Genomic DNA, 19,872 nt, shown 5'->3' with positions numbered 1-19,872 from the left:
ACACTCAGCCGGGCCTTGCGCTCAGGGCGTACTCCGACGCGCTCTCACCAGAGCCCGAGCGTCACGTTCAGCGCCGCGATCGCCGCCGGCCCCGCCGTGGAGGTGCGCAGGATGCCCGTTCCGAGCGACACGCGAGTCGCTCCCGCCGCCGCCAGAACGGTCAGCTCGTTCGTCGTGAGGCCACCCTCCGGCCCGACCACGAGCACCACGGGCTCGTCTGCGGCGCCCGGCTCTGCCGCCGTCAGGGAGATCGCTGCGGTCGGGTCGAGCACGAGCATCCGTGAACCCCGGGCCAGTTCCAGGAGGTCTTTCGTCGCTTGGAGCTCCCCCACCTCGGGCACCCAGGCCCGGATGGACTGCTTCGTGGCCTCCCGCACGATGGTGCGCCAGCGCTCGAGACCCTTGGCGATCTTCGGGCCGACCCAGCGCGACACAGACCTCTCGGCCGCCCACGGCAGCACCCGGGCCACCCCGAGTTCGGTCGCGGCCTGCACGGCGAGCTCGTCGCGGTCGCCCTTGGCGAGCGCCTGCACGAGCCAGATCTGCCGTACCGGCGCAGGTTGCTGAACGAGGGAGGTCACGGCGATGCTCAGTACCGTCGACGACACCGCGATGACCGGGCCGCTCACGACGAGTCCGCGCCCATCACCGATCGAGGTCTCTTCGCCGACCCGGATGCGGTTCACCGTCACGGCATGCTTCTGCTCGTCACCGTGCAGCGACACCACATCGCGGATCCCGTGCGGGATTACGGCAAGATCCTCGCGGATGAACAGCGAACTCATCGGCGGGCCATCCGCCTCAGACGTTCAGGAAGCGGTCGCGCAGCTTCGAGAACAGCCCCTGCTGGAACTGCCCGAGCGACGGGGCCGGATACTTGTGCGCCGAGGCGAGCTGCTTCATGAGCTCCTTCTGCTTGTGGTCGAGCTTGGTGGGTGTGACGACCTGGATGCCGACCTTCAGGTCACCCCGACCGCCGCCCCGCAGCTTCGTCACGCCGCGCGACTTGATGGTCAGCACCTCCGAGCTCTGGATGCCCGGCCGCAGTTCGACCTCCACGTCGCCGTCGAGCGCGTTCAGGGTGGTTGTCGTGCCGAGCACCGCGTCCCACATCTGCACTTCGAGAGTGCACAGCAGGTCATCCCCGTTGCGGCTGAAGATGTCGTTGTGGCGCACCTTGACCTCGAGGTACAGGTCGCCCTGGGGGCCGCCGGCCGGGCCGACCTCACCCTGCGACGGCATCTGTAGCCGGAGGCCGGTGTCGACGCCGGCCGGAATGTCGACGGGAATCGTGCGGCGCGCGCGGATGCGGCCCTGCCCCTGGCAGGTGACGCAGGGGGCCGGGATGATCGTTCCGTAGCCGCGGCAGGTGCCGCACGGTGAGCTCGTCATCACGTTGCCGAGCAGGGAGCGCACCGTGCGCGAGATCTGGCCGGTGCCATGGCAGATGTCGCAGGTGACCTCGTGCGTACCGGGCTGGGCGCACGAACCGTTGCACGTCTCGCAGAGGATGGCCGTGTCGACCTCGAGGTCGCGGTGCGTGCCGAAGATGACCTCGCTGAGGTCGACTTCAACTCGGAGCAGTGCATCCTGCCCCCGTTCGGCGCGGTCGCGGGGGCCGCGCTGGCCGCCCTGCTGCCCGCCGAAGAACGTCTCGAAGATGTCGCCGAATCCGCCGAACCCCTGGGCGCCTCCGGCCCCGCCGCCGAAGCCGGCCTGCGGCCCACGGTCGTAGCTCTGGCGCTGGCCCGGGTCGCTCAGCACGTCGTAGGCGTGAGTGACGGCTTTGAACTTCTCCTCGGCATCCGGGCTCGAGTTCACATCGGGGTGCAGCTCGCGGGCCAACCGACGGTAGGCCTTCTTGATCTCCTCGGGGGTGGCGGTTCGTTCGACACCGAGAACGTCGTAGTGGTCAGCCACGAAGGGCTTCTCCTTTTGTTTGGTGAATGCAGTGTGTTGTGAATGAAGGGGACGGGCGGGACGGGCGCTAGTTCTCGCCCAGGCTCTTGGAGAGGTAGCGGGCGACGGCGCGCACCGCCTGGATGTTCGTGGAGTAGTCCATGCGGGTCGGCCCGAGCACACCGAGCCGGGCGACGGCGCCGCCCGCTCCGCTGTACCCGCTCGCGAGAACGGAGGTCTCGGCCAGGCCGAACGGAGCGTTCTCCCGCCCGATGCGCACCGTCATCCCGTGTGCATCGGCCTGCATCTCGCTGAACAGGCGCAGCAGCACCACCTGCTCCTCGACGGCCTCGAGCACAGGCAGGATGCTGCCGGCGAAGTCACCCTCGGTACGCACGAGGTTGGCGGCCCCGGCGATGATCAGCTTCTCCTGCCGGTTCGCCGTGACCTGCTCGATGAGCGCCTGGCTGAGCAGGCCGATGGATGCCCGGCGCTCCGGCTCGAACTGGTCACGGAATTCGGCGAGCCTCTCTGCGGCGGCATCGAGCCCGAGCCCTGCAGCGAGGGCGTTCACCTTCGAACGGATCTCGGCGAGAAAGAGGTCGTCGACCGCAGCAGGCACCTCGACGATGCGCTGCTCGACGTGACCGGTGTCGGTGATGACGACGGTGAGCATGCGGAGGGGGGTGAGGGCGACGATCTCGATATGTCTGACCCGAGCCTTCGACAGCGAGGGGTACTGCACCATCGCAACCTGCTGCGTCAGCTGCGAGAGCAGGCGCACGGTTCGGGCGAGTACGTCGTCGAGGTCGACGGATGACCCGAGGAATGTCTCGATGGCCTGTCGCTGCGCGGGCGAGAGGGGTTTGAGATCGGAGAGGTGGTCGACGAAGAGCCGGTACCCCTTGTCGGTCGGAATACGACCCGATGAGGTGTGGGGAGCCGTGATCAGCTCCTCCTCTTCGAGAAGGGCCATGTCGTTGCGGATCGTCGCGGCAGAGACACCGAAGGAGTGGCGGTCGACGATCGACTTCGAGCCGACGGGCTCGCGCGATTCGACATAGTCGTGCACGATGACCCGCAGAACCTCGAGGCTGCGTTCAGAGACCATGTCTTCCCCGCCCTCCTCGTCGTGTCGGCTGGCACTCCTGTATTCCGAGTGCCAATCATATAACGCGAGGTTCGGAACTCACCCCTGTCGTGCGCCGCCTTGCGCGTGGGTGAACATTCCCGCACATTGTCGACACACTGAGTAAAAATCATTGCCGAACACCCTTGACTGCCACTATCTTGTGGGTATCCTGCGCCCAGAAAGGGGCTCCTCACGATGTCCGACCCGATGGCCGCCAAGCCGGCGGCACCGCTCTCCGCACAAGACGACAAACTGTGGGCGAGCCTCGCCCACTTCGGCAACATCATCCTGCTGGTTCCTGCGCTCGTCATCCACCTGGTCTTCAAAGACCGCGGCCGGCTGGTGCGTCAGGAGAGCACTGAGGCACTCAACTGGACGATCAACGTCACCGGCATCGTCGTCGCAGGCAACATCCTGTCGGCGATCCTCACGTACATCCCCTTCGTCGGCGGCATCATCGCGCTGCTGATCGGGCTCGTCATCTGGCTGGTCGTCATCGTCAACCTCGTCTTCGCCATCATCGGCGGCGTACGGGTCAACGGCGGCGGGGCGTACCGGTACCCCATCAACTACCGGTGGATCAAGTAAGCACCCTTCCACTCGGATCCCCCTTCCACTCGGATCCCCCTTCCACTCGGATCCCCCTTCCACTCGGTTTCCCAGGCTCAACCCCTACGAAAGGATCGTCCATGTCCAGCGACTACACGCCCGGATCGACCCCTCCCCCCGGCGACAAACTGCCGCCGACCGGTGGCAGCGTGCCGCCCTCAGAGGGCTACGTGCAGCCGCCTGCGGGTTACCCGGTGGCGCCGCCCATGCGGCCCGAAGACCAGCGCCTCTGGGCCACGCTCATCCACGTCGGCGGCATCATCATCGGGTTCGTCGCCCCGCTGATCGGCTACCTGGTGCTGAAGGACCGCGGCGAGTTCATCCGCGAGCACACGAAGACGGCGCTGAACTTCCAGCTCACGCTTCTCATCGGGTACGTCGTGTCGAGCATCCTGACGGTCGTCATCATCGGTTTCGTCACGTACGCCGCGGTGGCCATCATCGGCCTGGTCTTCGCGATCATCGCCGCGATCGCCGCCAACAAGGGCGAGGGTTACGTGTACCCCAAGTGGTGCGCGATCCAGCTCATCAAGTAGCCACAGCACCACTCAGAGCAGTGAACGCAGCACCACCGGCCGGTGTCAGGTCAGTCTTCTGACCACCGCATCGGCGAGAAGCCGCCCCCGCAGGGTCAACTCGATCGATCCAGCGAGGGCGGCTTTCGCGTTCACGAGCCCGTCGGCGATGAGCGACGCGACCTCCCGGCGGGCATCCGGAGCGAGGCTTGCTGTCGTGAGGCCCGACCGGATGCGCGCGAGCAGCAGAATGCGTTCGATCTCCTGCGAGTCGGGGTCGGGCGTCTCCCGGCCGGCTGCCGGCGAGTGGCCGGCGAGAATGCGATCCGCGTAGGCCGCCGGGTGCTTCACGTTCCACCAGCGGGTGCCGCCGATGTGACTGTGCGCCCCCGGGCCGATCCCCCACCAGTCGTGTCCCTGCCAGTACGCGAGGTTGTGCCGGGAGCGGAACTCGCTCGCCGGGGTCACCGGCCCGGTCATCGCGTCTGCTCCGGGCTGCACCGCGGCGCCGCTCCGCGACCAGTTGCTCACCTCGTACCATTCGTACCCGCTCGAGGCGAGCCGGGCATCCGCGAGCTCGTACATGTCGGCCTCGAGGTCGTCGTCGGGCTGCGGGTAGACGCCCGAGCGAATCTGGCGGGCCAGTTTGGTGCCCTGCTCCACGATGAGGGCGTAGGCCGAGAGGTGGTCGGGCGCCATGGCGAGCGCGGCGTCGAGTGATCTCTCCCAGTCGCCGATCGTCTCACCGGGCGTGCCGTAGATGAGGTCGAGGCTGACCTGCAGCCCGGCGTCACGGGCCCAGCGCACCACCTCGGGCACGCGCTCGGGGTCGTGCGTGCGGTCGAGGGTCGCCAACACGTGCGGCACGGCGGACTGCATGCCGAAGCTCACCCGCGTGAAGCCGGCGGCGGCGAGCTCGGCCAGGTACTGCGCGTCGACCGAATCGGGGTTCGCCTCGGTGGTGACCTCGGCGTCGTCGGCGAGCCCCCACGCATCGGCGGTGGCTCGCAGCATCCCGATCAGCTGGCTGCTGGGCAGCAGGGTGGGGGTGCCTCCGCCGAAGAAGACGGTCGAGACGGGGCGGTCTTCGACTCCGGATGTCGCAAGAACCCGTTTGGCGAGGCCGACCTCGAGCTCGGCCTGGCCGGCGTAGTCGACCTGCTTCACTCCGCGCAACTCGCTCGAGGTGTAGGTGTTGAAGTCGCAGTAGCCGCACCGCACGCGGCAGAACGGCACGTGCAGGTACACGCCGAACGGATGCCCGTGGCTGCGTTCTGCGGCGGTGCCCGGCAGCAACCCGTCGAGCGGCGCCGGATCGCCGAGCGGCAGCGCGCTACCCACGGGAGAACCCCGCTCTCGTCACGGCGTGCGCGCGGGCAGCAGCGCCCGCAGGTACTGCTTGGTCGCCGTGCGCTGCTGCCACCGCACGAGTGGTGTCGCGAGCCGGTAGTACCACGTGCTGGGCCGCGAGAAGCTGCGGATGACGATCCACACCGACCCGTCGTCGTGCTGCTCCACCATGAAGCTCTCTTCGCCGATCTGCGGATGCCCGGGCAGCGTTCCGTAGGCGAAACCGACCCGATGGGCATCCGTCGTCACAGACACGACCCGCACCGGTGCCACGAACCGCACGCCGAGAACGTGCACCACCAGCTCGGCGGTGACGCCGGGGGCCACATGCGGCGTGCCGTCTTCGGTGTAGACATGCCCCTCGTCGAGCTGGCGGGGACCCGTGGGCACACCGTTGGCGTCATAGACGAGCCCGACGTAGTCGGAGTCGCTCGACACCGGGAGCTCGATGTTCTCGATGGCCATTCCGCTGCCGCGCTGTACACCCCAGGTGAGGATGGACTCGGCGGCCGAAGCGAACCGGTCGTCGCCCGAACCCAGCCGCGCCCGCGCCTGGAAGGGTTTGAACCCCTTCGGCGGATAGTACATCAGGTCGTCGGCCTGGCTCGCCCCGATGGCGGCATAGGTGAGCGCCTGCCCGCTGTGCGTCGCCCTCGTGCGGGGCTCGTCGGTCGACATGGGACCTACTTCTCTTTTTTCGTCTCGGTCTCGCCGCTCAGCGCGGCGATGAACGCCTCCTGGGGCACCTCGACGCGGCCGACCATCTTCATGCGCTTCTTGCCCTCTTTCTGCTTCTCCAGCAGTTTGCGCTTCCGGGTGATGTCACCGCCATAGCACTTCGCGAGAACGTCTTTGCGAATCGCACTGATCGACTCGCGGGCGATGATGCGCGCACCGATGGCGGCCTGGATCGGCACCTCGAACTGCTGGCGCGGAATGAGCTTCTTCAGCCGCTCGGTCATCAGCACACCGTAGGCGTAGGCCTTGTCTTTGTGAACGATGGCGCTGAACGCGTCGACGGCCTCGCCCTGCAGCAGGATGTCGACCTTCACGAGGTCGGCCACCTGTTCGCCGATCGGTTCGTAGTCGAGGCTCGCGTAGCCCTGCGTGCGACTCTTCAGGTGATCGAAGAAGTCGAACACGATCTCGCCGAGCGGCATGTTGTAGTGCAGCTCGACGCGGTCGGTACCGACGTACTCCATCCCGTTCAGGGTGCCGCGGCGGCCCTGGCAGAGCTCCATGATCGTGCCGACGTAGTCTTTCGGCGCCAGGATCGACGCCTTCACCATGGGCTCGCTCACGGTGGAGATCTTCCCGCCGGGGAATTCGCTCGGGTTGGTGACCGTGACCGTCTTCTTGTCGTCGGTCATCACCTCGTAGATCACACTGGGCGCGGTGGCGATGAGGTCGAGGTTGAACTCGCGTTCGAGGCGCTCGGTGATGATCTCGAGGTGGAGCAGGCCGAGGAACCCGCAGCGGAACCCGAAACCGAGGGCGACGGATGTCTCGGGCTCGTAGACGAGGGCGGCATCGCTGAGCTTCAGCTTGTCGAGGGCCTCGCGGAGGTTCGGGTAGTCGGAGCCGTCGATCGGGTAGAGCCCCGAGAACACCATCGGCTTGGGCTCGGAGTACCCCTTCAGCGCGACGGTCGCGGGCCGGAGCGACGTGGTGACGGTGTCGCCGACCTTGCTCAGCCGCACGTCTTTGACGCCGGTGATCAGGTACCCCACCTCGCCGACGGCCAGACCCTTGCTGGGAGTCGGCTCCGGGCTCGACACACCGATCTCGAGCACCTCGTGCGTCGACTTGGTGCTCATCATCATGATCTTCTCGCGCGGCGTGAGCTTGCCGTCGATCATGCGCACATAGGTCACGACACCGCGGTAGGCGTCGTAGACCGAGTCGAAGATCATCGCGCGGGGCGGGGCATCGATGTCGCCGACGGGTGCGGGGATGGTCTGCACCACGAGGTCGAGCAGCTCCTCGACGCCCATACCGGTCTTGCCGCTGACGCGGAGCACGTCTTCGGCCTTCCCGCCGATCAGGCCGGCGAGTTCTTCGGCGTACTTGTCGGGGTCGGCCGCGGGAAGGTCGATCTTGTTGAGTACGGGGATGATCTTCAGGTCGTTGTCGAGAGCAAGGTAGAGATTGGCGAGCGTCTGCGCTTCGATGCCCTGCGCGGCATCCACCAGCAGGATGGCGCCCTCGCAGGCGGCCAGCGACCGGCTCACCTCGTAGGTGAAGTCGACGTGGCCGGGGGTGTCGATCATGTTGAGCGCGTAGGTCTTGCCGTCGAGCGCCCAGGGCATGCGCACGGCCTGGCTCTTGATGGTGATGCCGCGCTCACGCTCGATGTCCATGCGATCGAGGTACTGGGCGCGCATGTCGCGGTCGCTGACCACGCCGGTGATCTGCAGCATCCGGTCTGCCAGGGTCGACTTGCCGTGGTCGATGTGCGCGATGATGCAGAAGTTGCGGATCGACGCGGGCTCGGTCGACGCCGGCTGGAGTGCCTGTACTGCTCTGGGGCTCACGCGTTCCTTCTGGTGTTGTGCGGTACCCGCCGGGAAACCGGGCGGTGTGCTCAGAGAAGTTTACGAGACAGATGCTCCGCGCGGCTCCGCGCCCGGATTCTGTGGAGAACGGGCGGGAATCTCTGGCCTGTGGAGGAGTTAGAACAGGTATGAGTATTTTTCTGACCGGCGCGACCGGATTCGTAGGATCAGCCATTCTCCGTCACCTGCTCGACCAGGGGCGTGAGGTCACCGCGCTCGTGCGCTCGGGCGAGAAGGCCGCGATCGTGGCCGGACTCGGCGCGAAGGCCGTCGTCGGCGACATCACCGACACCCCGTTGCTCGAAGAGCAGGCCCGGCAGAGCGACGGGGTCATCCACGTCGCCTCCCCCGGCGACGAGACGAGCGCTGCCATCGATGACGCCCTCGTCACTGCTGTCTTGGCCGGTCTGGAGGGCAGCGACAAGCCATACGTTCACACGGGCGGCGTGTGGGTGCTCGGCAACGGGAGCGATCTCACCGAGCGCTCGCCCCAGAATCCACCGGCGATCACCGCCTGGCGCGGTGCCATCGAGCAGCGCGTGCTCGGCGCCGAAGGCGTCAAGACCACCCTGATCATGCCCGGCATCGTCTACGGATACGGCCAGGGCATCCCGAACAGCATTGTGCAGGCGCCGCGGACGACCGTGGTCTCCGGCGAGACCGGGGCGGCCGGGGAGTCGTCGCTCAAACTGATCGGCAGCGGCGAGCAGCACTGGACGACGGTGCACGTCGACGATCTGGCCGAGCTGTACATCCTCGCGTTCGACCTCGCGGCGGCAGGCAGCTCCTATCTCGGTGTGGGCGGAGACAGCCCGACCGTCGAGGAGCTCGGGCAGGCAGCATCCACAGCCGCCGGACTCGATGGGCGCGTTTCGCCCTCGACCGACGACGAGACCTACGAGCTGCTGGGCCAGCCGTTCGGTGAGGCGCTGCTGCTCGATCAGCAGGCCGCCGGTTCGGCGGCGCGCATCGACCTCGGCTGGGAGCCGAACGGTCCCAGCCTGCTCGACGAGCTGCGCACGGGGTCGTACGCCGGCTGACTCCGGCCCGGCCTCGCCGCCGTGCTGTGCGGTGCGAGCGGCTGTGCGGTGCGAGCGGCTGTGCGGTGTGCGCGGCTATGCGGTGTGCGCGGCTATGCGGTGTGCGCGGCTATGCGGTGTGCGCGACCGGGGGCCGCGGCAGGCGGCGGATGCCCGTCTCGATGTCCCGCGGATCCGCCGCCACGCACAACCGGATCCACCCCTCGCCGTGTCGGCCGAACGCGCTGCCCGGAGCGACGGCCACCCGCTGTTCGAGCAGAAAGCGCTCGGCCCACTCCGCGACATCCCCATGGGTCGCGTACGACACGTCGACCCAGAGGTAGAACGCTCCTGAAGGCTCGAGGTAATGGATGCCGAGCTCATCGAGCAGACGCGTCGCCACCCCGAGATTCTCGCGGTAGTGCGCGGCGGCGCTCGCGACGTGCTCCTGCGGGCCCGTGATCGCGGCGATGGCGGCGCGCTGGGTGGGCGTGTTGATGCAGCTGATCATCGCCTCCTGCGCCGAACGCATCAGTGCGGCCATTCCGGGCGGGGTGACGAGGTACCCGATGCGCGCACCGGTGAGTGCGTAGGTCTTCGAGAGGGAGAAGACCGAGAACACCCGGTCGTCGGTGTCGAGGGAAGCAACACTGGTGTGCAGGGCACCGTAGGTGAAGCATTCGTAGACCTCGTCGCTGAGAATCCAGAGGTCGTGCTTCCTGCCAAAGGCGAGCAACGACTCGATCACAGGTTTTGGAAAGATCGCGCCGAGGGGGTTCGAGGGGGAATTGATGATGAGCATGCGGGTGCGATCCGTCACCAGACGCTCGAGCTCCTCGAGATCGGGCAGAAAGTCGTTCGACTGGCGGAGGGTATAGGGAACCGGCACGGCAGAGATCATCCGGGCGTTCATCGGGAAGGTCGAATACCCCGGGTCGGGCAGCAGCACCTCGTCGCCGGGGCCCAGGGCAAGGGTCATCGCCAGGTAGAGGGCGTGCATGCCGCCATTCGTCACCCAGACCTGTTCGGTGTCGACCGTGATGCCGTTCTGGGCCTCGAGCTTTGCCACGATGGCTTCCCTGAGCTCGGGAAGTCCGCCATTCGGCGTGTAGTCGGTCTCGTCGGCCTGCCAGGCACGTTCGGCCTCTGCGAGGATGTGCGGAGCGACCGCCACGTCGGGCTCACCGACGGCCAGGAAGACGACATCGTCGAGCGATTGTGCCAGCTCGAAGATGCGGCGGATACCGGAGGGCGGAACCGAGTCCATGTGGGCGGCGAGGCTGGGCATGTCTCAACGGTAGTTGCTGAACGAGATTGTCGTTACCGCCCGCAACTGGTAATGTTGCCTGTTGGCTTCCGTAGCCGCGCCCGAGACGCCTGCGTTTCATTCAGTGGATCGCTTCTTCGTCTGCGCGGGCTGCGAATCATTTTCCGAATTGCTGCGCACAGAGTGCGTACAGATCAACAGATACAGAGGGTAATCCAGTGGCAAACATCAAGTCCCAGATCAAGCGTATCGGCACCAACGCCAAGGCGAACGAGCGCAACAAGGCCGTCAAGAGTGAGCTGAAGACCGCCATCCGCGCCGTCAAGGCGAGCGTCGCCGCCGGCGACAAGGAGAAGGCCGCCACCGCGCTGACCCTCGCGAGCAAGAAGCTCGACAAGGCTGCCAGCAAGGGCGTCATCCACAAGAACCAGGCTGCGAACTGTAAGTCGTCGATCAGCAAGTCGGTCGCCGCACTCTGAGTTTTTTTGCTTCGCGCGCGCTTCTCGCGCGAAGCTGATCCGGTTTCGAAAAGCCCCGCTTCGGCGGGGCTTTTCTGCGCTCCCGGGCCGCGTGGATTCCTTCTGCGCGCAATTCAGGCGGGTGAAGGGGGCGCGGAGCATCTAGCCGCGGCGGTTCCCTAAGCCTGAATTGCGCACCTCGAGACACGCATCCCGGTCGGGGCGGGCGGGTCAGCGCTCGCCGCGGCTGGCGATCGTGGCGATCATGCGCTCGAGGGAGTAGACGGGATCGCGACTGCCGCCCTTGATGTTCTCGTCGGTCTCCGCGAGTACCTGGATGCTGCGGCCGAGGCCCTCGCCCGTCCAGCCCTGCAGGTCGCGGCGGGCGCGGTCGATCTGCCACGGGGCCATCCCGAGTTGCCCGGCGAGCTGCCCCCCGCCCCCGCGAGAGCCCAGCACCTTCGCCATCGTGCGGAGCTTCATCGCGAAGGCGGCGACCATCGGTACCGGATCAGCCCCCGTCGCGAGCGCGTGCCTCAGCAGCGTCAGCGCCTCACCGTACCGCCCCGCGATGGCACTGTCGGCCACGGCGAACGCATTCGTCTCGACCCGGCCCGAGTAGTACTTCTCGACCGTGACCTCGGTGATCTCATCACTGGTGTCGGCGATCAGCTGCATGCACGCGCTCGAGAGCTCGGCGAGGTCGTCGGTGAAGGCCGAGACGAGCGCCCGCACCGCACTGGGCGTCACGCGTCGCCCCGCAGCCCGAAATTCGGCAACCGCGAAGTCGTAGCGTTCCGAGTCTTTCTTCAGCTCACCACAGACCACTTCGACGACGTCGCCCGTGCTGGCCCGTACCGCGTCGAGAAGACGTTTGCCGCGAACTCCCCCGCCGTGCCTCAGAACGACGTACGTGTCATCTGCGGGATACCCCAGGTACTCGACTGCCTCGGTGAGAAAAGCGTCGGTGCACTTCTCGACGGAGGAGACCCTGATCATGCGCGGCTCTCCGAACAGTGACGGGCTGGCCATGGTGAGAAGCTCGCCCGGCGCATAGCTCGCGGCGTCGATGTCGCTGATCTCGAGGCTCGGATCTTCGACCTTGAGCAACTCGCGCAGCTGGCGAATGGCGCGCTCGGCGAGGAACGTCTCGGTGCCCGAGACGAGCACCACGGCTGCCGGGCGGATCTGTTCCCAGGAGAGCTGCGGGATGACCGGGGCGGAGCTCTTCGACGAGCCCTTCGCTGCCGCGCCACCTCGCGATGCGCCGCCCGCGGAACCCGCCCGCGAACCCCGAACAGCCGCCACGACACCCTCACTTCCTGTTGCTCTCAACCCTAGCCTGACCCTCTGACCACACCACGATCCCCTGTGCGGAGGGAGCGAGCACGATCATCCCCAGCCGGTCGGTGCGATAGGCCACCGTACCCGTTCGGGCGAGAATGCCCAGAAGCCGGTCGGTCGGATGCCCGTAGCGGTTGTCGGTGCCGACCGAGACAATGCCCACCTCTGCGGTGATCGCCTGGTAGAACGCTTCGCTCTGGTCTGCACTCCCGTGGTGCGCCACCTTCACGACGTCTTCATCAGTGAGGGTGTTGGCGCGGGCGACCTGACGCTGCGCGTCTTCACCGAGGTCGCCCAGGAACAGCGACCGGAACGCTCCCGCGAACTGCACCGTCACGCTCGCGTCATTGCCGCGCAACGTGGTGCCCCGCTCGGGCCACAGGATGCTCCAGCCGATGGTGCCGAGCGCTCCCGTGTCGCCGCGGCGGGCCTGGCGCACCTCGGCACCACCCGCTGCGAGAGTCTGGGCCATGCGCTCGTCGCGCGCATCCTGCGGCGGACCGATCAGAACCGTTCGCACACGGCCGACCACGGCACTGAGACCGCCCACGTGGTCGAGGTCGTAGTGCGTGAGCACGAGCAGATCGATCGTGGTGATGCCGAGCCGGTCGAGGCACGTCGTGAGGAGCGCAGGATCGGGGCCCACATCGATGACTGCGATGGCGTCGGGCGGCGGTGCGGGTACCGGGGCGGCTGGGTCGCGTGCGGGGTCGGGGGCGGTGGCGGCCGGGTCCCGGGCCGGTGTCGGGGCGGCTGGGTCGGGCGTGGCGCCAGGGGCGGCCCCAGCCGGAGCGGGTGGCAGAGGCTGTGGAATGCCGGGCGCGACGTGACTGCGCACGACGACGGCGTCACCCTGGCCGATGTCGCAGGCCGCGATCTGCCAGTTCTCGGGCCACGCGTGCCCGGCGAGAACCGCCGGGCCGACTGTCGTTCCGAGGTAACCGGCCGCAGCCAGGAGGAGCACTCCTCCCGCAACGGCCCGTACGACAGCACGGGCATCGCGCCTGGACCGCCTCGCAGGGAAAGCGGCGGAAGCGACGGTGGTGGCTGCCGGGGCGCGGTCGGCTGCGGGGGTTGCTACGGATCGACGAGTCCCGCGGTCGGCGCCGGCGGCTTCGGGGCTGGCTGCGGGACGACGGGTCCCGCGACCGGCGACTTCGGTTACGGCCCGCGGACCCCCGTGGCCGGCGCCGGCGACTGCCGGTAGGGGGCTGCCACGATCGGCCGGCGGGGAGCGCAACAGCAGAACCACGAGGGCTGCGCCGGTCAGCAGCAGCACGAGCGCGACTCCCGGTGCCCCTCCGAGCCAGGGCAGGCTCGACCCGGGTGCGGTGGCGAAGAAGCGGGCGACGCCGGCGATCCACGATGCGGGAACCCACGTGAGCCAGGCTCCTGCGGGGGCGAGCGCCGGCAGCAGGGCTCCGATGACGCAGGACACCAGCCCGGCCACCGTCGCAACGGGTGCGGCCGGCTCGGCGAGGAGATTGGCGACGACGCTGTACGTCGAAATGGTCGGCGAGAGCAGCAGCAGAACGGGTTGGCAGGCCAGTTGGGCTGCCAGAGGAACCGCAATGACGAGTGCGAGCCAGCCGGGCACCCATCTCTGCAGAGCGTGCTGAAGCGGTCTTGCCAGCACGAGGAGCCCGCCCGTCGCAAGTACCGAGAGGGCCAGCCCGTAGTTGCGGGCGAGCCACGGACCACAGGCGAGCAGGATGATCGTGGCAAGCGCGAGCGCCGGCAGACCCTTCGGCGACCGACCGGAGGCCAGCGTCACGAGCACGATCGTTGCCATCACCGCTGCGCGGACCACGGATGATGAGGGGGTGACCAGCACCACGAATCCGATCATCACGACGAGTGACAGCGCGATGCGGCCCCGGCGCGAGAGACGGAGCAGCCCGCCGAGGAGCATGATCGCGGCGACCACGATCGCACAGTTGGCGCCGGACACGGCGGTGAGGTGGCTGAGTCCGCTGCCAATCATCTGCTGGTTGAGCTCATCACCCACGAGACTGACGTCGCCGATGGCGAGCCCGGGAACGAGCTGGGCACCGTCTCCGGGCAGGTCGGTGGCGCTGTCGCGGAATGATGAGCGCAGCTGGTTTGCCCACGCCAGGTACCAGGGGGCGGAGCACAGCAGTACCGGCGGTGCGTCGGCGAAGAAGAGGTAGGCCACGCCCTCACCGGGATCTGTCGCTCTCAGCCTGCCGCGCACCTCGAGCTCGTCTCCGATCTCGAACGGGTGTCGATGCGAGTCGGGGCGCAGGAACACCAGCACCGGCGTGTGCGCAGCGACCGTGGTGTCTCCGGATGCGACAGAAGAGGCTGTCGCTGTGAACCGCAGGCTCGTTTCGGTCCGGTCGAATCCGGCCCCCGCGGTCGGAATCGCTGACGAACCTACAGTGAGGTGCAGCGTGAGGGTGTGGGCGAGCAGCGGCGAGAGCGCTGCGGGTTGCCGTTCGGGCAGCTGCGCACCGACGCACGTCGCCACCAGCCCGCCAGCGGCGCAGGTCATCGCGAGGACGGCCAGCGCCGGCGCCCACCGCCGCCCTCGCCTCCGCCCCCGCCAGCGCTTCTGACCCGCTCCCAGCAGCACAGTGACGAGCATCACCGCCAACGCGAGCAGGCCGATCGCGATCCCGCCCGAAACGAGCGCCACCACCTCTCGCGGCAGGCCGACAAGCGCGCCCGCGACGACCCAGCACGCCACAGCCGGCAGTATGAGCCGCAGGTCCAGACGCGCCCCAGCCGCCAGCCGCTCCACGCGGACCGCCCGGGCGGCAGAACCGGCGGCAGCCGCGAGAGAGGAACCGGCGGTGGCCGCGAAAGCAGCGGGAGCGGTCGGAGCGGTCGGAGCGGTCGGAGCGGTCGGAGCTGCGGGGATAGCAGGGGTAGCACGCGCACGCGCAGCATGGGTCGCGCGCGCAGCAGGGGTAGCAGAGGCCGCAGAAGCAGCAAGCCCAGCACGCACAGCACGCACAGCACGCGCTCTCATATCGTCACCAGGGGTTTCAGTGCCTCGAAGGTCTTGTCGCCGATGCCGGTGACGTTCTTGAGGTCGTCGAGTTGGGTGAAGCGACCGTTGGCGGTGCGCCAGGCGATGATGCGCTGGGCGAGCGCCGGGCCCACCTGCGGCAGCGTCTCCAGAGCGGCCTGGTCGGCGGTGTTCACGTTCACCAGCGGCACGGCACCACCGCCAGCCCCGCCCGCACCCGACGCCCCGCCGGAGCCTGCCGCCCCGCCCGCACCCTGCCCCCAGCCCACCCCGGCACCCCCACCCGCGGCCGCAGACCCGAGCGGCGGCGCGACCCCCTGCTCCGGGATCACGAGCTGTTCGCCGTCGACCACCACCCGTGCGAGGTTCTGCTGCCCCTGGTCGGCGTTCGCTGCGAAGCCGCCGGCCGCGGCGACCGCATCGACCACACGGTCACCGACGTGCAGTTCGTAGAGTCCCGGATGCGCGACGGCGCCGAGAACGTGCAGCAGTATGGGTGCGCTGACGGCCTGAGCGGGAGCCGTCGTCGACCCGGGAGCCGCTGCCGGCCCAGAGGACGAGGCAGGACCAGCAGGACCGGAGGACGCAGCAGACCCGGCAGACCCAGCAGACCCAGCAGACGAGTCCGATCCGGAAGACGTGGAGGGCCCGGCCCCCGGCGCGGGCGAAACCGTGGCACTCCCCGCAGGTCGACCCCCGCCCGGCAATGCCACCACCTCTGTCTGCCCGCGCCCCGAGAACATCGAGACGAGAACCGAACACACCAGCGCCACAAGAACCAGCACCACCGCAGCGCCCACCCCGACACGGAACCGCGAGGAAGGCGCCCGAGCCGCAACCTCACCGGCTGGAGAGAGGCCGGCTTCAGTCCCGTCGGCGCCGACCGAATCCTCCGCCTCCGCAACAGCATCCGCAGCCGGATCCGCATCCGCATCCGCATCCGCATCCGCATCAGCAACCGCAACCGCCGGGAACGAAGACGGTGCTCGAGGGGGCTCCTCGATCTCCCACGGCAGGCGCGGCGACGCCCGCAGAGGGCGCGCGCGGACCCGGGCAGGGTCGGCAGCGGGAGGCAGTTCAGCGGGCATACCGAAACGGTACGAACCGCAGAGGGCCGAGCATCCCTGCCCGGCCCGATCTGTGGAGAACTTCTACGAACGCGCCTTTGTGGCAATGTTGACGATCTTCGGCGCGCGAACGATCACGTTCACGATCTCGCGATCGCCGAGGAACCGCACCACGGCTTCGGATGCCCGCGCCTGAGCTTCGAGGTCGCCTGCCGAGATCTTCGGCGATACCTCCAGACGCGCACGCACCTTGCCGTCGACCTGCACGACGGCCGTCACAGACTCCTCGGTGAGGAGGGTCGGGTCGGCTCCGCGCCAGCCGTAGCTCGAGATCGACGCCGGGTAGCCGAGCCGCTCCCACATGTCTTCGGCGGTGTAGGGCGCGAAGAGGGAGAGGCCGAGCGCGATCGTCTCGACGGCCTCGCGCACGGCGGGGTCGCCGCCACCGGGGCCGTTGTCGACCGTCTTGCGGGCAGCGTTGACGAGCTCCATGATCCGGGCGACGACCACGTTGAACTTGAACGCCTCGACGAGACCGGGGGCCTCAGCGAGGAACCGGTGCGTGATGCGTCGGAGCGCGACGTCCCCGTCCCGCCAGTTCACCGAGGGCAGCGAGGTGACGTCGCCCGACAGCCGCCACGCGCGGGCCAGGAACTTCGCGGAGCCGGCGGGCGAGACATCCGCCCAGTCGATGTCGTCTTCGGGCGGGCCGGCGAACGCCATCGTCAGGCGCACCGCGTCGACCCCGTGCTCGTCGAGCTGGTCGCTGAGGCGCACGAGGTTGCCCTTGGACTTCGACATCGCCGAGCCGTCCATCTGCACCATGCCCTGGTTCAGCAGCGCGCTGAAGGGCTCGGTGAAGGAGACGTAGCCGAGGTCGAACAGCACCTTGGTGATGAACCGCGCGTAAAGCAGATGCAGGATCGCGTGTGTCACTCCACCGACGTACTGGTCGACGGGCGCCCATTTGTCGACCTCGCGGGGATCGAAAGCGCGAGTCTCGTCGTTCGGCGACAGGAAGCGCAGGAAGTACCACGAGCTGTCGACGAACGTGTCCATCGTGTCGGCGTCGCGGAGGGCCGGCGAGCCGTCGCGCGGGTCGGGCACATTCACCCAGTCCGCAGCCGCACCGAGCGGCGATGTGCCCTTCGGCTGCAGGTTGAGACCTTCGGTCGGGGGCAGCAGCACGGGCAGCTGGTCTTCGGGAACCGGAACCTCGGCGCCGTCAGACCCGTGGATGATCGGGATCGGCGTTCCCCAGTAGCGCTGGCGGGAGATCAGCCAATCCCTCAGCCGGTAGTTCTTGGCGGCCCGCCCGGTTCCGGCGGCCTCGAGTTGCTCGATCACCCGCGTGATGGCTTTGCCCTTGCTGAGTCCGTCGAGCGGCCCTGAGTTGATGAGACGCCCGTCACCGGTCAGCGCCTTGCCGGTGGACGCCGGGTCGAGCGGAGGCAGATCATCCGGGATCTCACCGTCGACGAACACCGGAATCGCGCCCGTGACCGGCTGGTTCGTGTCGAGCACGACGCGAACGGGCAGGCCGAAGGCGCGGGCGAAGTCGAGGTCGCGCTGGTCGTGCGCGGGAACGGCCATCACCGCGCCGGTTCCATAGTCGGCGAGCACGTAGTCGGCCGCCCAGATCGGCAGGCGTTCGCCGGTCAGCGGGTTGACCGCGTAGCGCTCCATGAAGACGCCGGTCTTCGGTCGGTCGGTCGCCTGGCGCTCGAGTTCGGTGCTCTTCTGCACCTCGGTGAGGTATTCCGTGAAACGTTCGCGCGCAGCATCCGGAACCGACGGATCGCCGATCAGCTCGGCCGCCAGCTCGCTCTCGGGGGCGATGACCATGAACGTCGCGCCGTGGAGGGTGTCGGGCCGGGTCGTGAAGACGGTGACGGGCGCCTCGCGGCCCTCGATCGCGAAGTCGACGTCGGCGCCGATGGATCGGCCGATCCAGTTGCGCTGCATCGCGATGACCTTGGCCGGCCAGGTGCCCTCGAGCTGCTTGAGGTCGTCGAGCAGGCGGTCGGCGTAGTCGGTGATCTTGAAGTACCACTGGGTCAGCTTCTTCTTGACCACGATGGCGCCGCTGCGCTCAGAGGTGCCGTCGGGCAGCACCTGCTCGTTCGCGAGAACAGTCTGGTCGACCGGGTCCCAGTTCACCCAGCTCGATTTGCGGTAGGCGAGGCCCTTCTCGTACAGCTTCAGGAACAGCCACTGGTTCCATTTGTAGTACTCGGGGTCGCTGGTGTGCAGTTCCCTCGACCAGTCGAACGAACCGGCGTAGCGGCGAAAACTCGCCTTCTGCTGCGCGATGTTGTCGTAGGTCCACTCGCGCGGATCGATCTGGCGCTTGATGGCGGCATTCTCGGCGGGCAGGCCGAACGAGTCCCAGCCGATGGGGTGCAGCACATTGAAACCCTGGTGGCGCCAGTAACGCGAGATGACATCGCCCAGGGCATAGGCCTCGGCGTGACCCATGTGCAGGTCGCCCGAGGGGTACGGGAACATGTCGAGAATGTATTTGCGCGGCCGTTTGTCGTTCTCGAGATCGGTCTTGAAAGGCTCGAGTCTGTCCCACACGGGAAGCCACTTGTCTTGCAGGGCCTCGAAACTGTAACGGGTGGGGTCGACAGAAGCGTCGTCTTCGGCGCCGCGCAGGGCGGAATCGCTTTCGATAGTCACGTAATTCTCAATCGTCGGTTACGGACGCAAAGTGGCGGCCAGCAGGTGACCGCCCGGTGCTCGCGGTCTCCAGCGATCAATGGTACTAAACGATGCTCAGGCGGGGCTGTTGCTACCGTGAACTCATCATGACCGACTCCCCCTCGCCCGACGCGCGCCGTTTCGTCTACCGTGACGGGTCGCTCGTGGGGGTGGCACTGGCTCCGGATGACCGGCAGGGGCTCGAGGTCGCTGACTCCTGGCTGGTCGACTCGGGCCGGGTGCGCGCCATCGACCTGCACAGGCAGCGGTTCATGCGCTCGGCAGAGGCGGCAGGATTCGACGACGAGACGGCGCTCGCGGACTTCTGGGCGGCGGCGGTCTCCGCCATTCCACCCATCCACCGCTGGTTTCCCCGCGCGGAACTGAGCCGCACGCGCTCCGGGCGGTGGGAGCTGTCGATTCTGATGCGGCTGGCTCCCCCGCTTTCAGCGTCGGTCGTGCTGCGTACCCATGCCGGGCCCGACCCCCGCAGCATCCGGAACCGCAAGGGCCCCGACCTGCTCACCCTGGCGAGCCTTCGCGACGAGGCCCGCATCGATGGGGTCGACGAGCTCGTGCTGCTCGGGCCGGACGGCGCTGTCGCCGACGGAACCACGACCGCACTGCTCTGGTGGCGCGGCGACGAGCTGCGGATGCCGCCACCCGACCTCGAACGCGTCGACAGCGTCACCGCGCGCTCGGTTCTGGTGCTGGCTGCTGCGCTCGGAGTGCGGGCCGGGTCGGAACGCGTGCGGCCAGCCGACCTCGGCGGTACGGAGGTGTGGGCGGTGAACGCGCTGCACGGCATCCGTGTGGTGAGCGCGTGGCGGGGCGGGCCGGCTGTGGTGGCCGAACCCGGTCGCCAGGCGCTGTGGCAGAGGCGGCTCGGGGCGCTGGCGCGCCCCCTCGCGCCCTGACGGGCAGGCGGATGCGCGGGGCGGGCGGATGCGCGGGCGAGC

At 68.1% G+C, this 19,872-nt stretch carries 16 protein-coding genes; 5 read left to right on the top strand and 11 right to left on the bottom strand.

Annotated elements, in window-relative coordinates; all coding sequences use genetic code 11:
- Positions 1-44: 44 nt before the first annotated feature.
- The 3 genes from B7R24_RS05935 to hrcA form a co-directional block, all read right to left on the bottom strand.
- Entirely contained in the window at positions 45-785 is a 741-nt protein-coding gene (locus tag B7R24_RS05935) for a 16S rRNA (uracil(1498)-N(3))-methyltransferase (RefSeq protein ID WP_116418054.1), read from the bottom strand.
- Positions 786-801: 16 nt separating this feature from the next.
- On the bottom strand, positions 802-1,920 hold the full coding sequence (dnaJ, locus tag B7R24_RS05930; protein WP_116418053.1) for a molecular chaperone DnaJ: 1,119 nt from the start codon (positions 1,918-1,920) through the stop codon (positions 802-804).
- A 67-nt stretch (positions 1,921-1,987) separates the two neighbouring features.
- Positions 1,988-3,010 carry a heat-inducible transcriptional repressor HrcA gene (gene hrcA, locus B7R24_RS05925; protein ID WP_116418052.1) on the bottom strand — a complete coding sequence of 341 codons (1,023 nt, stop codon included), beginning with the start codon at positions 3,008-3,010 and terminating at the stop codon, positions 1,988-1,990.
- 216 nt (positions 3,011-3,226) lie between these two features.
- Here hrcA and B7R24_RS05920 point away from each other — a divergent pair, with 216 nt between their 5' ends.
- On the top strand, positions 3,227-3,619 hold the full coding sequence (locus B7R24_RS05920) for a DUF4870 domain-containing protein (RefSeq protein ID WP_116418051.1): 393 nt from the start codon (positions 3,227-3,229) through the stop codon (positions 3,617-3,619).
- Between the two features lie 101 nt (positions 3,620-3,720).
- On the top strand, positions 3,721-4,176 hold the full coding sequence (locus B7R24_RS05915) for a DUF4870 domain-containing protein (RefSeq protein ID WP_367302604.1): 456 nt from the start codon (positions 3,721-3,723) through the stop codon (positions 4,174-4,176).
- Between the two features lie 45 nt (positions 4,177-4,221).
- Here the strand turns inward: B7R24_RS05915 and B7R24_RS05910 are convergent, their stop codons facing one another.
- From B7R24_RS05910 to lepA, 3 genes are read right to left on the bottom strand one after another with little or no spacing between them, the layout of a single operon-like run.
- Positions 4,222-5,496, bottom strand: coding sequence for a coproporphyrinogen-III oxidase family protein (locus B7R24_RS05910; protein WP_116418050.1), 1,275 nt, complete (start codon positions 5,494-5,496; stop codon positions 4,222-4,224).
- An 18-nt stretch (positions 5,497-5,514) separates the two neighbouring features.
- Entirely contained in the window at positions 5,515-6,183 is a 669-nt protein-coding gene (locus B7R24_RS05905; RefSeq protein WP_116418049.1) for a DUF1990 family protein, read from the bottom strand.
- A 5-nt stretch (positions 6,184-6,188) separates the two neighbouring features.
- A complete protein-coding gene (gene lepA / locus B7R24_RS05900; RefSeq protein WP_116418048.1) occupies positions 6,189-8,039 on the bottom strand; it encodes a translation elongation factor 4 in 1,851 nt (616 codons plus the stop codon).
- Between the two features lie 149 nt (positions 8,040-8,188).
- Between lepA and B7R24_RS05895 the strand changes: the two genes are divergently transcribed.
- Entirely contained in the window at positions 8,189-9,100 is a 912-nt protein-coding gene (locus tag B7R24_RS05895; RefSeq protein ID WP_116418047.1) for an NAD-dependent epimerase/dehydratase family protein, read from the top strand.
- A 109-nt stretch (positions 9,101-9,209) separates the two neighbouring features.
- Here B7R24_RS05895 and B7R24_RS05890 read toward each other — a convergent pair whose 3' ends face one another.
- Complete coding sequence (locus tag B7R24_RS05890) at positions 9,210-10,367, bottom strand: pyridoxal phosphate-dependent aminotransferase (RefSeq protein WP_116418046.1); 1,158 nt, start codon at positions 10,365-10,367, stop codon at positions 9,210-9,212.
- Positions 10,368-10,564: 197 nt separating this feature from the next.
- Here B7R24_RS05890 and rpsT point away from each other — a divergent pair, with 197 nt between their 5' ends.
- Positions 10,565-10,825 carry a 30S ribosomal protein S20 gene (gene rpsT / locus B7R24_RS05885; RefSeq protein WP_116418045.1) on the top strand — a complete coding sequence of 87 codons (261 nt, stop codon included), beginning with the start codon at positions 10,565-10,567 and terminating at the stop codon, positions 10,823-10,825.
- A gap of 210 nt (positions 10,826-11,035) precedes the next feature.
- Here the strand turns inward: rpsT and holA are convergent, their stop codons facing one another.
- From holA to leuS, 4 genes are all read right to left on the bottom strand, one after another.
- On the bottom strand, positions 11,036-12,016 hold the full coding sequence (gene holA, locus B7R24_RS05880; protein ID WP_253259298.1) for a DNA polymerase III subunit delta: 981 nt from the start codon (positions 12,014-12,016) through the stop codon (positions 11,036-11,038).
- A 103-nt stretch (positions 12,017-12,119) separates the two neighbouring features.
- Positions 12,120-15,143, bottom strand: a complete 3,024-nt coding sequence (locus B7R24_RS05875; protein ID WP_172582728.1) for a ComEC/Rec2 family competence protein — start codon at positions 15,141-15,143, stop codon at positions 12,120-12,122.
- Complete coding sequence (locus B7R24_RS05865; RefSeq protein ID WP_253259293.1) at positions 15,140-16,231, bottom strand: helix-hairpin-helix domain-containing protein; 1,092 nt, start codon at positions 16,229-16,231, stop codon at positions 15,140-15,142. The genes B7R24_RS05875 and B7R24_RS05865 overlap by 4 nt, the downstream gene beginning before the upstream one ends.
- A 63-nt stretch (positions 16,232-16,294) precedes the next feature.
- Complete coding sequence (leuS, locus tag B7R24_RS05855; RefSeq protein WP_437123510.1) at positions 16,295-18,886, bottom strand: leucine--tRNA ligase; 2,592 nt, start codon at positions 18,884-18,886, stop codon at positions 16,295-16,297.
- A 134-nt stretch (positions 18,887-19,020) separates the two neighbouring features.
- Here leuS and B7R24_RS05850 point away from each other — a divergent pair, with 134 nt between their 5' ends.
- On the top strand, positions 19,021-19,830 hold the full coding sequence (locus B7R24_RS05850) for an aminotransferase class IV (protein WP_172582727.1): 810 nt from the start codon (positions 19,021-19,023) through the stop codon (positions 19,828-19,830).
- The last annotated feature ends 42 nt before the right edge of the window (positions 19,831-19,872 follow it).

The sequence above is a fragment of the Subtercola boreus genome, from assembly GCF_003399645.1.
GTDB lineage: Bacteria > Actinomycetota > Actinomycetes > Actinomycetales > Microbacteriaceae > Subtercola > Subtercola boreus_A.
The sequence above is the reverse complement of the archived record's forward strand: the minus strand, read 5'-3'. Positions and strand labels throughout refer to the sequence as shown.

Coding starts and splice junctions, on each gene's coding strand:
- B7R24_RS05935 (WP_116418054.1), bottom strand. CDS start 785: ATGAGTTCGCTGTTCATCCGCGAGGATCTTGCCGTAATCCCGCACGGG.
- hrcA (WP_116418052.1), bottom strand. CDS start 3,010: ATGGTCTCTGAACGCAGCCTCGAGGTTCTGCGGGTCATCGTGCACGAC.
- B7R24_RS05920 (WP_116418051.1), top strand. CDS start 3,227: ATGTCCGACCCGATGGCCGCCAAGCCGGCGGCACCGCTCTCCGCACAA.
- B7R24_RS05915 (WP_367302604.1), top strand. CDS start 3,721: ATGTCCAGCGACTACACGCCCGGATCGACCCCTCCCCCCGGCGACAAA.
- B7R24_RS05905 (WP_116418049.1), bottom strand. CDS start 6,183: ATGTCGACCGACGAGCCCCGCACGAGGGCGACGCACAGCGGGCAGGCG.
- B7R24_RS05895 (WP_116418047.1), top strand. CDS start 8,189: ATGAGTATTTTTCTGACCGGCGCGACCGGATTCGTAGGATCAGCCATT.
- B7R24_RS05890 (WP_116418046.1), bottom strand. CDS start 10,367: ATGCCCAGCCTCGCCGCCCACATGGACTCGGTTCCGCCCTCCGGTATC.
- B7R24_RS05875 (WP_172582728.1), bottom strand. CDS start 15,143: ATGAGAGCGCGTGCTGTGCGTGCTGTGCGTGCTGGGCTTGCTGCTTCT.
- B7R24_RS05865 (WP_253259293.1), bottom strand. CDS start 16,231: ATGCCCGCTGAACTGCCTCCCGCTGCCGACCCTGCCCGGGTCCGCGCG.
- B7R24_RS05850 (WP_172582727.1), top strand. CDS start 19,021: ATGACCGACTCCCCCTCGCCCGACGCGCGCCGTTTCGTCTACCGTGAC.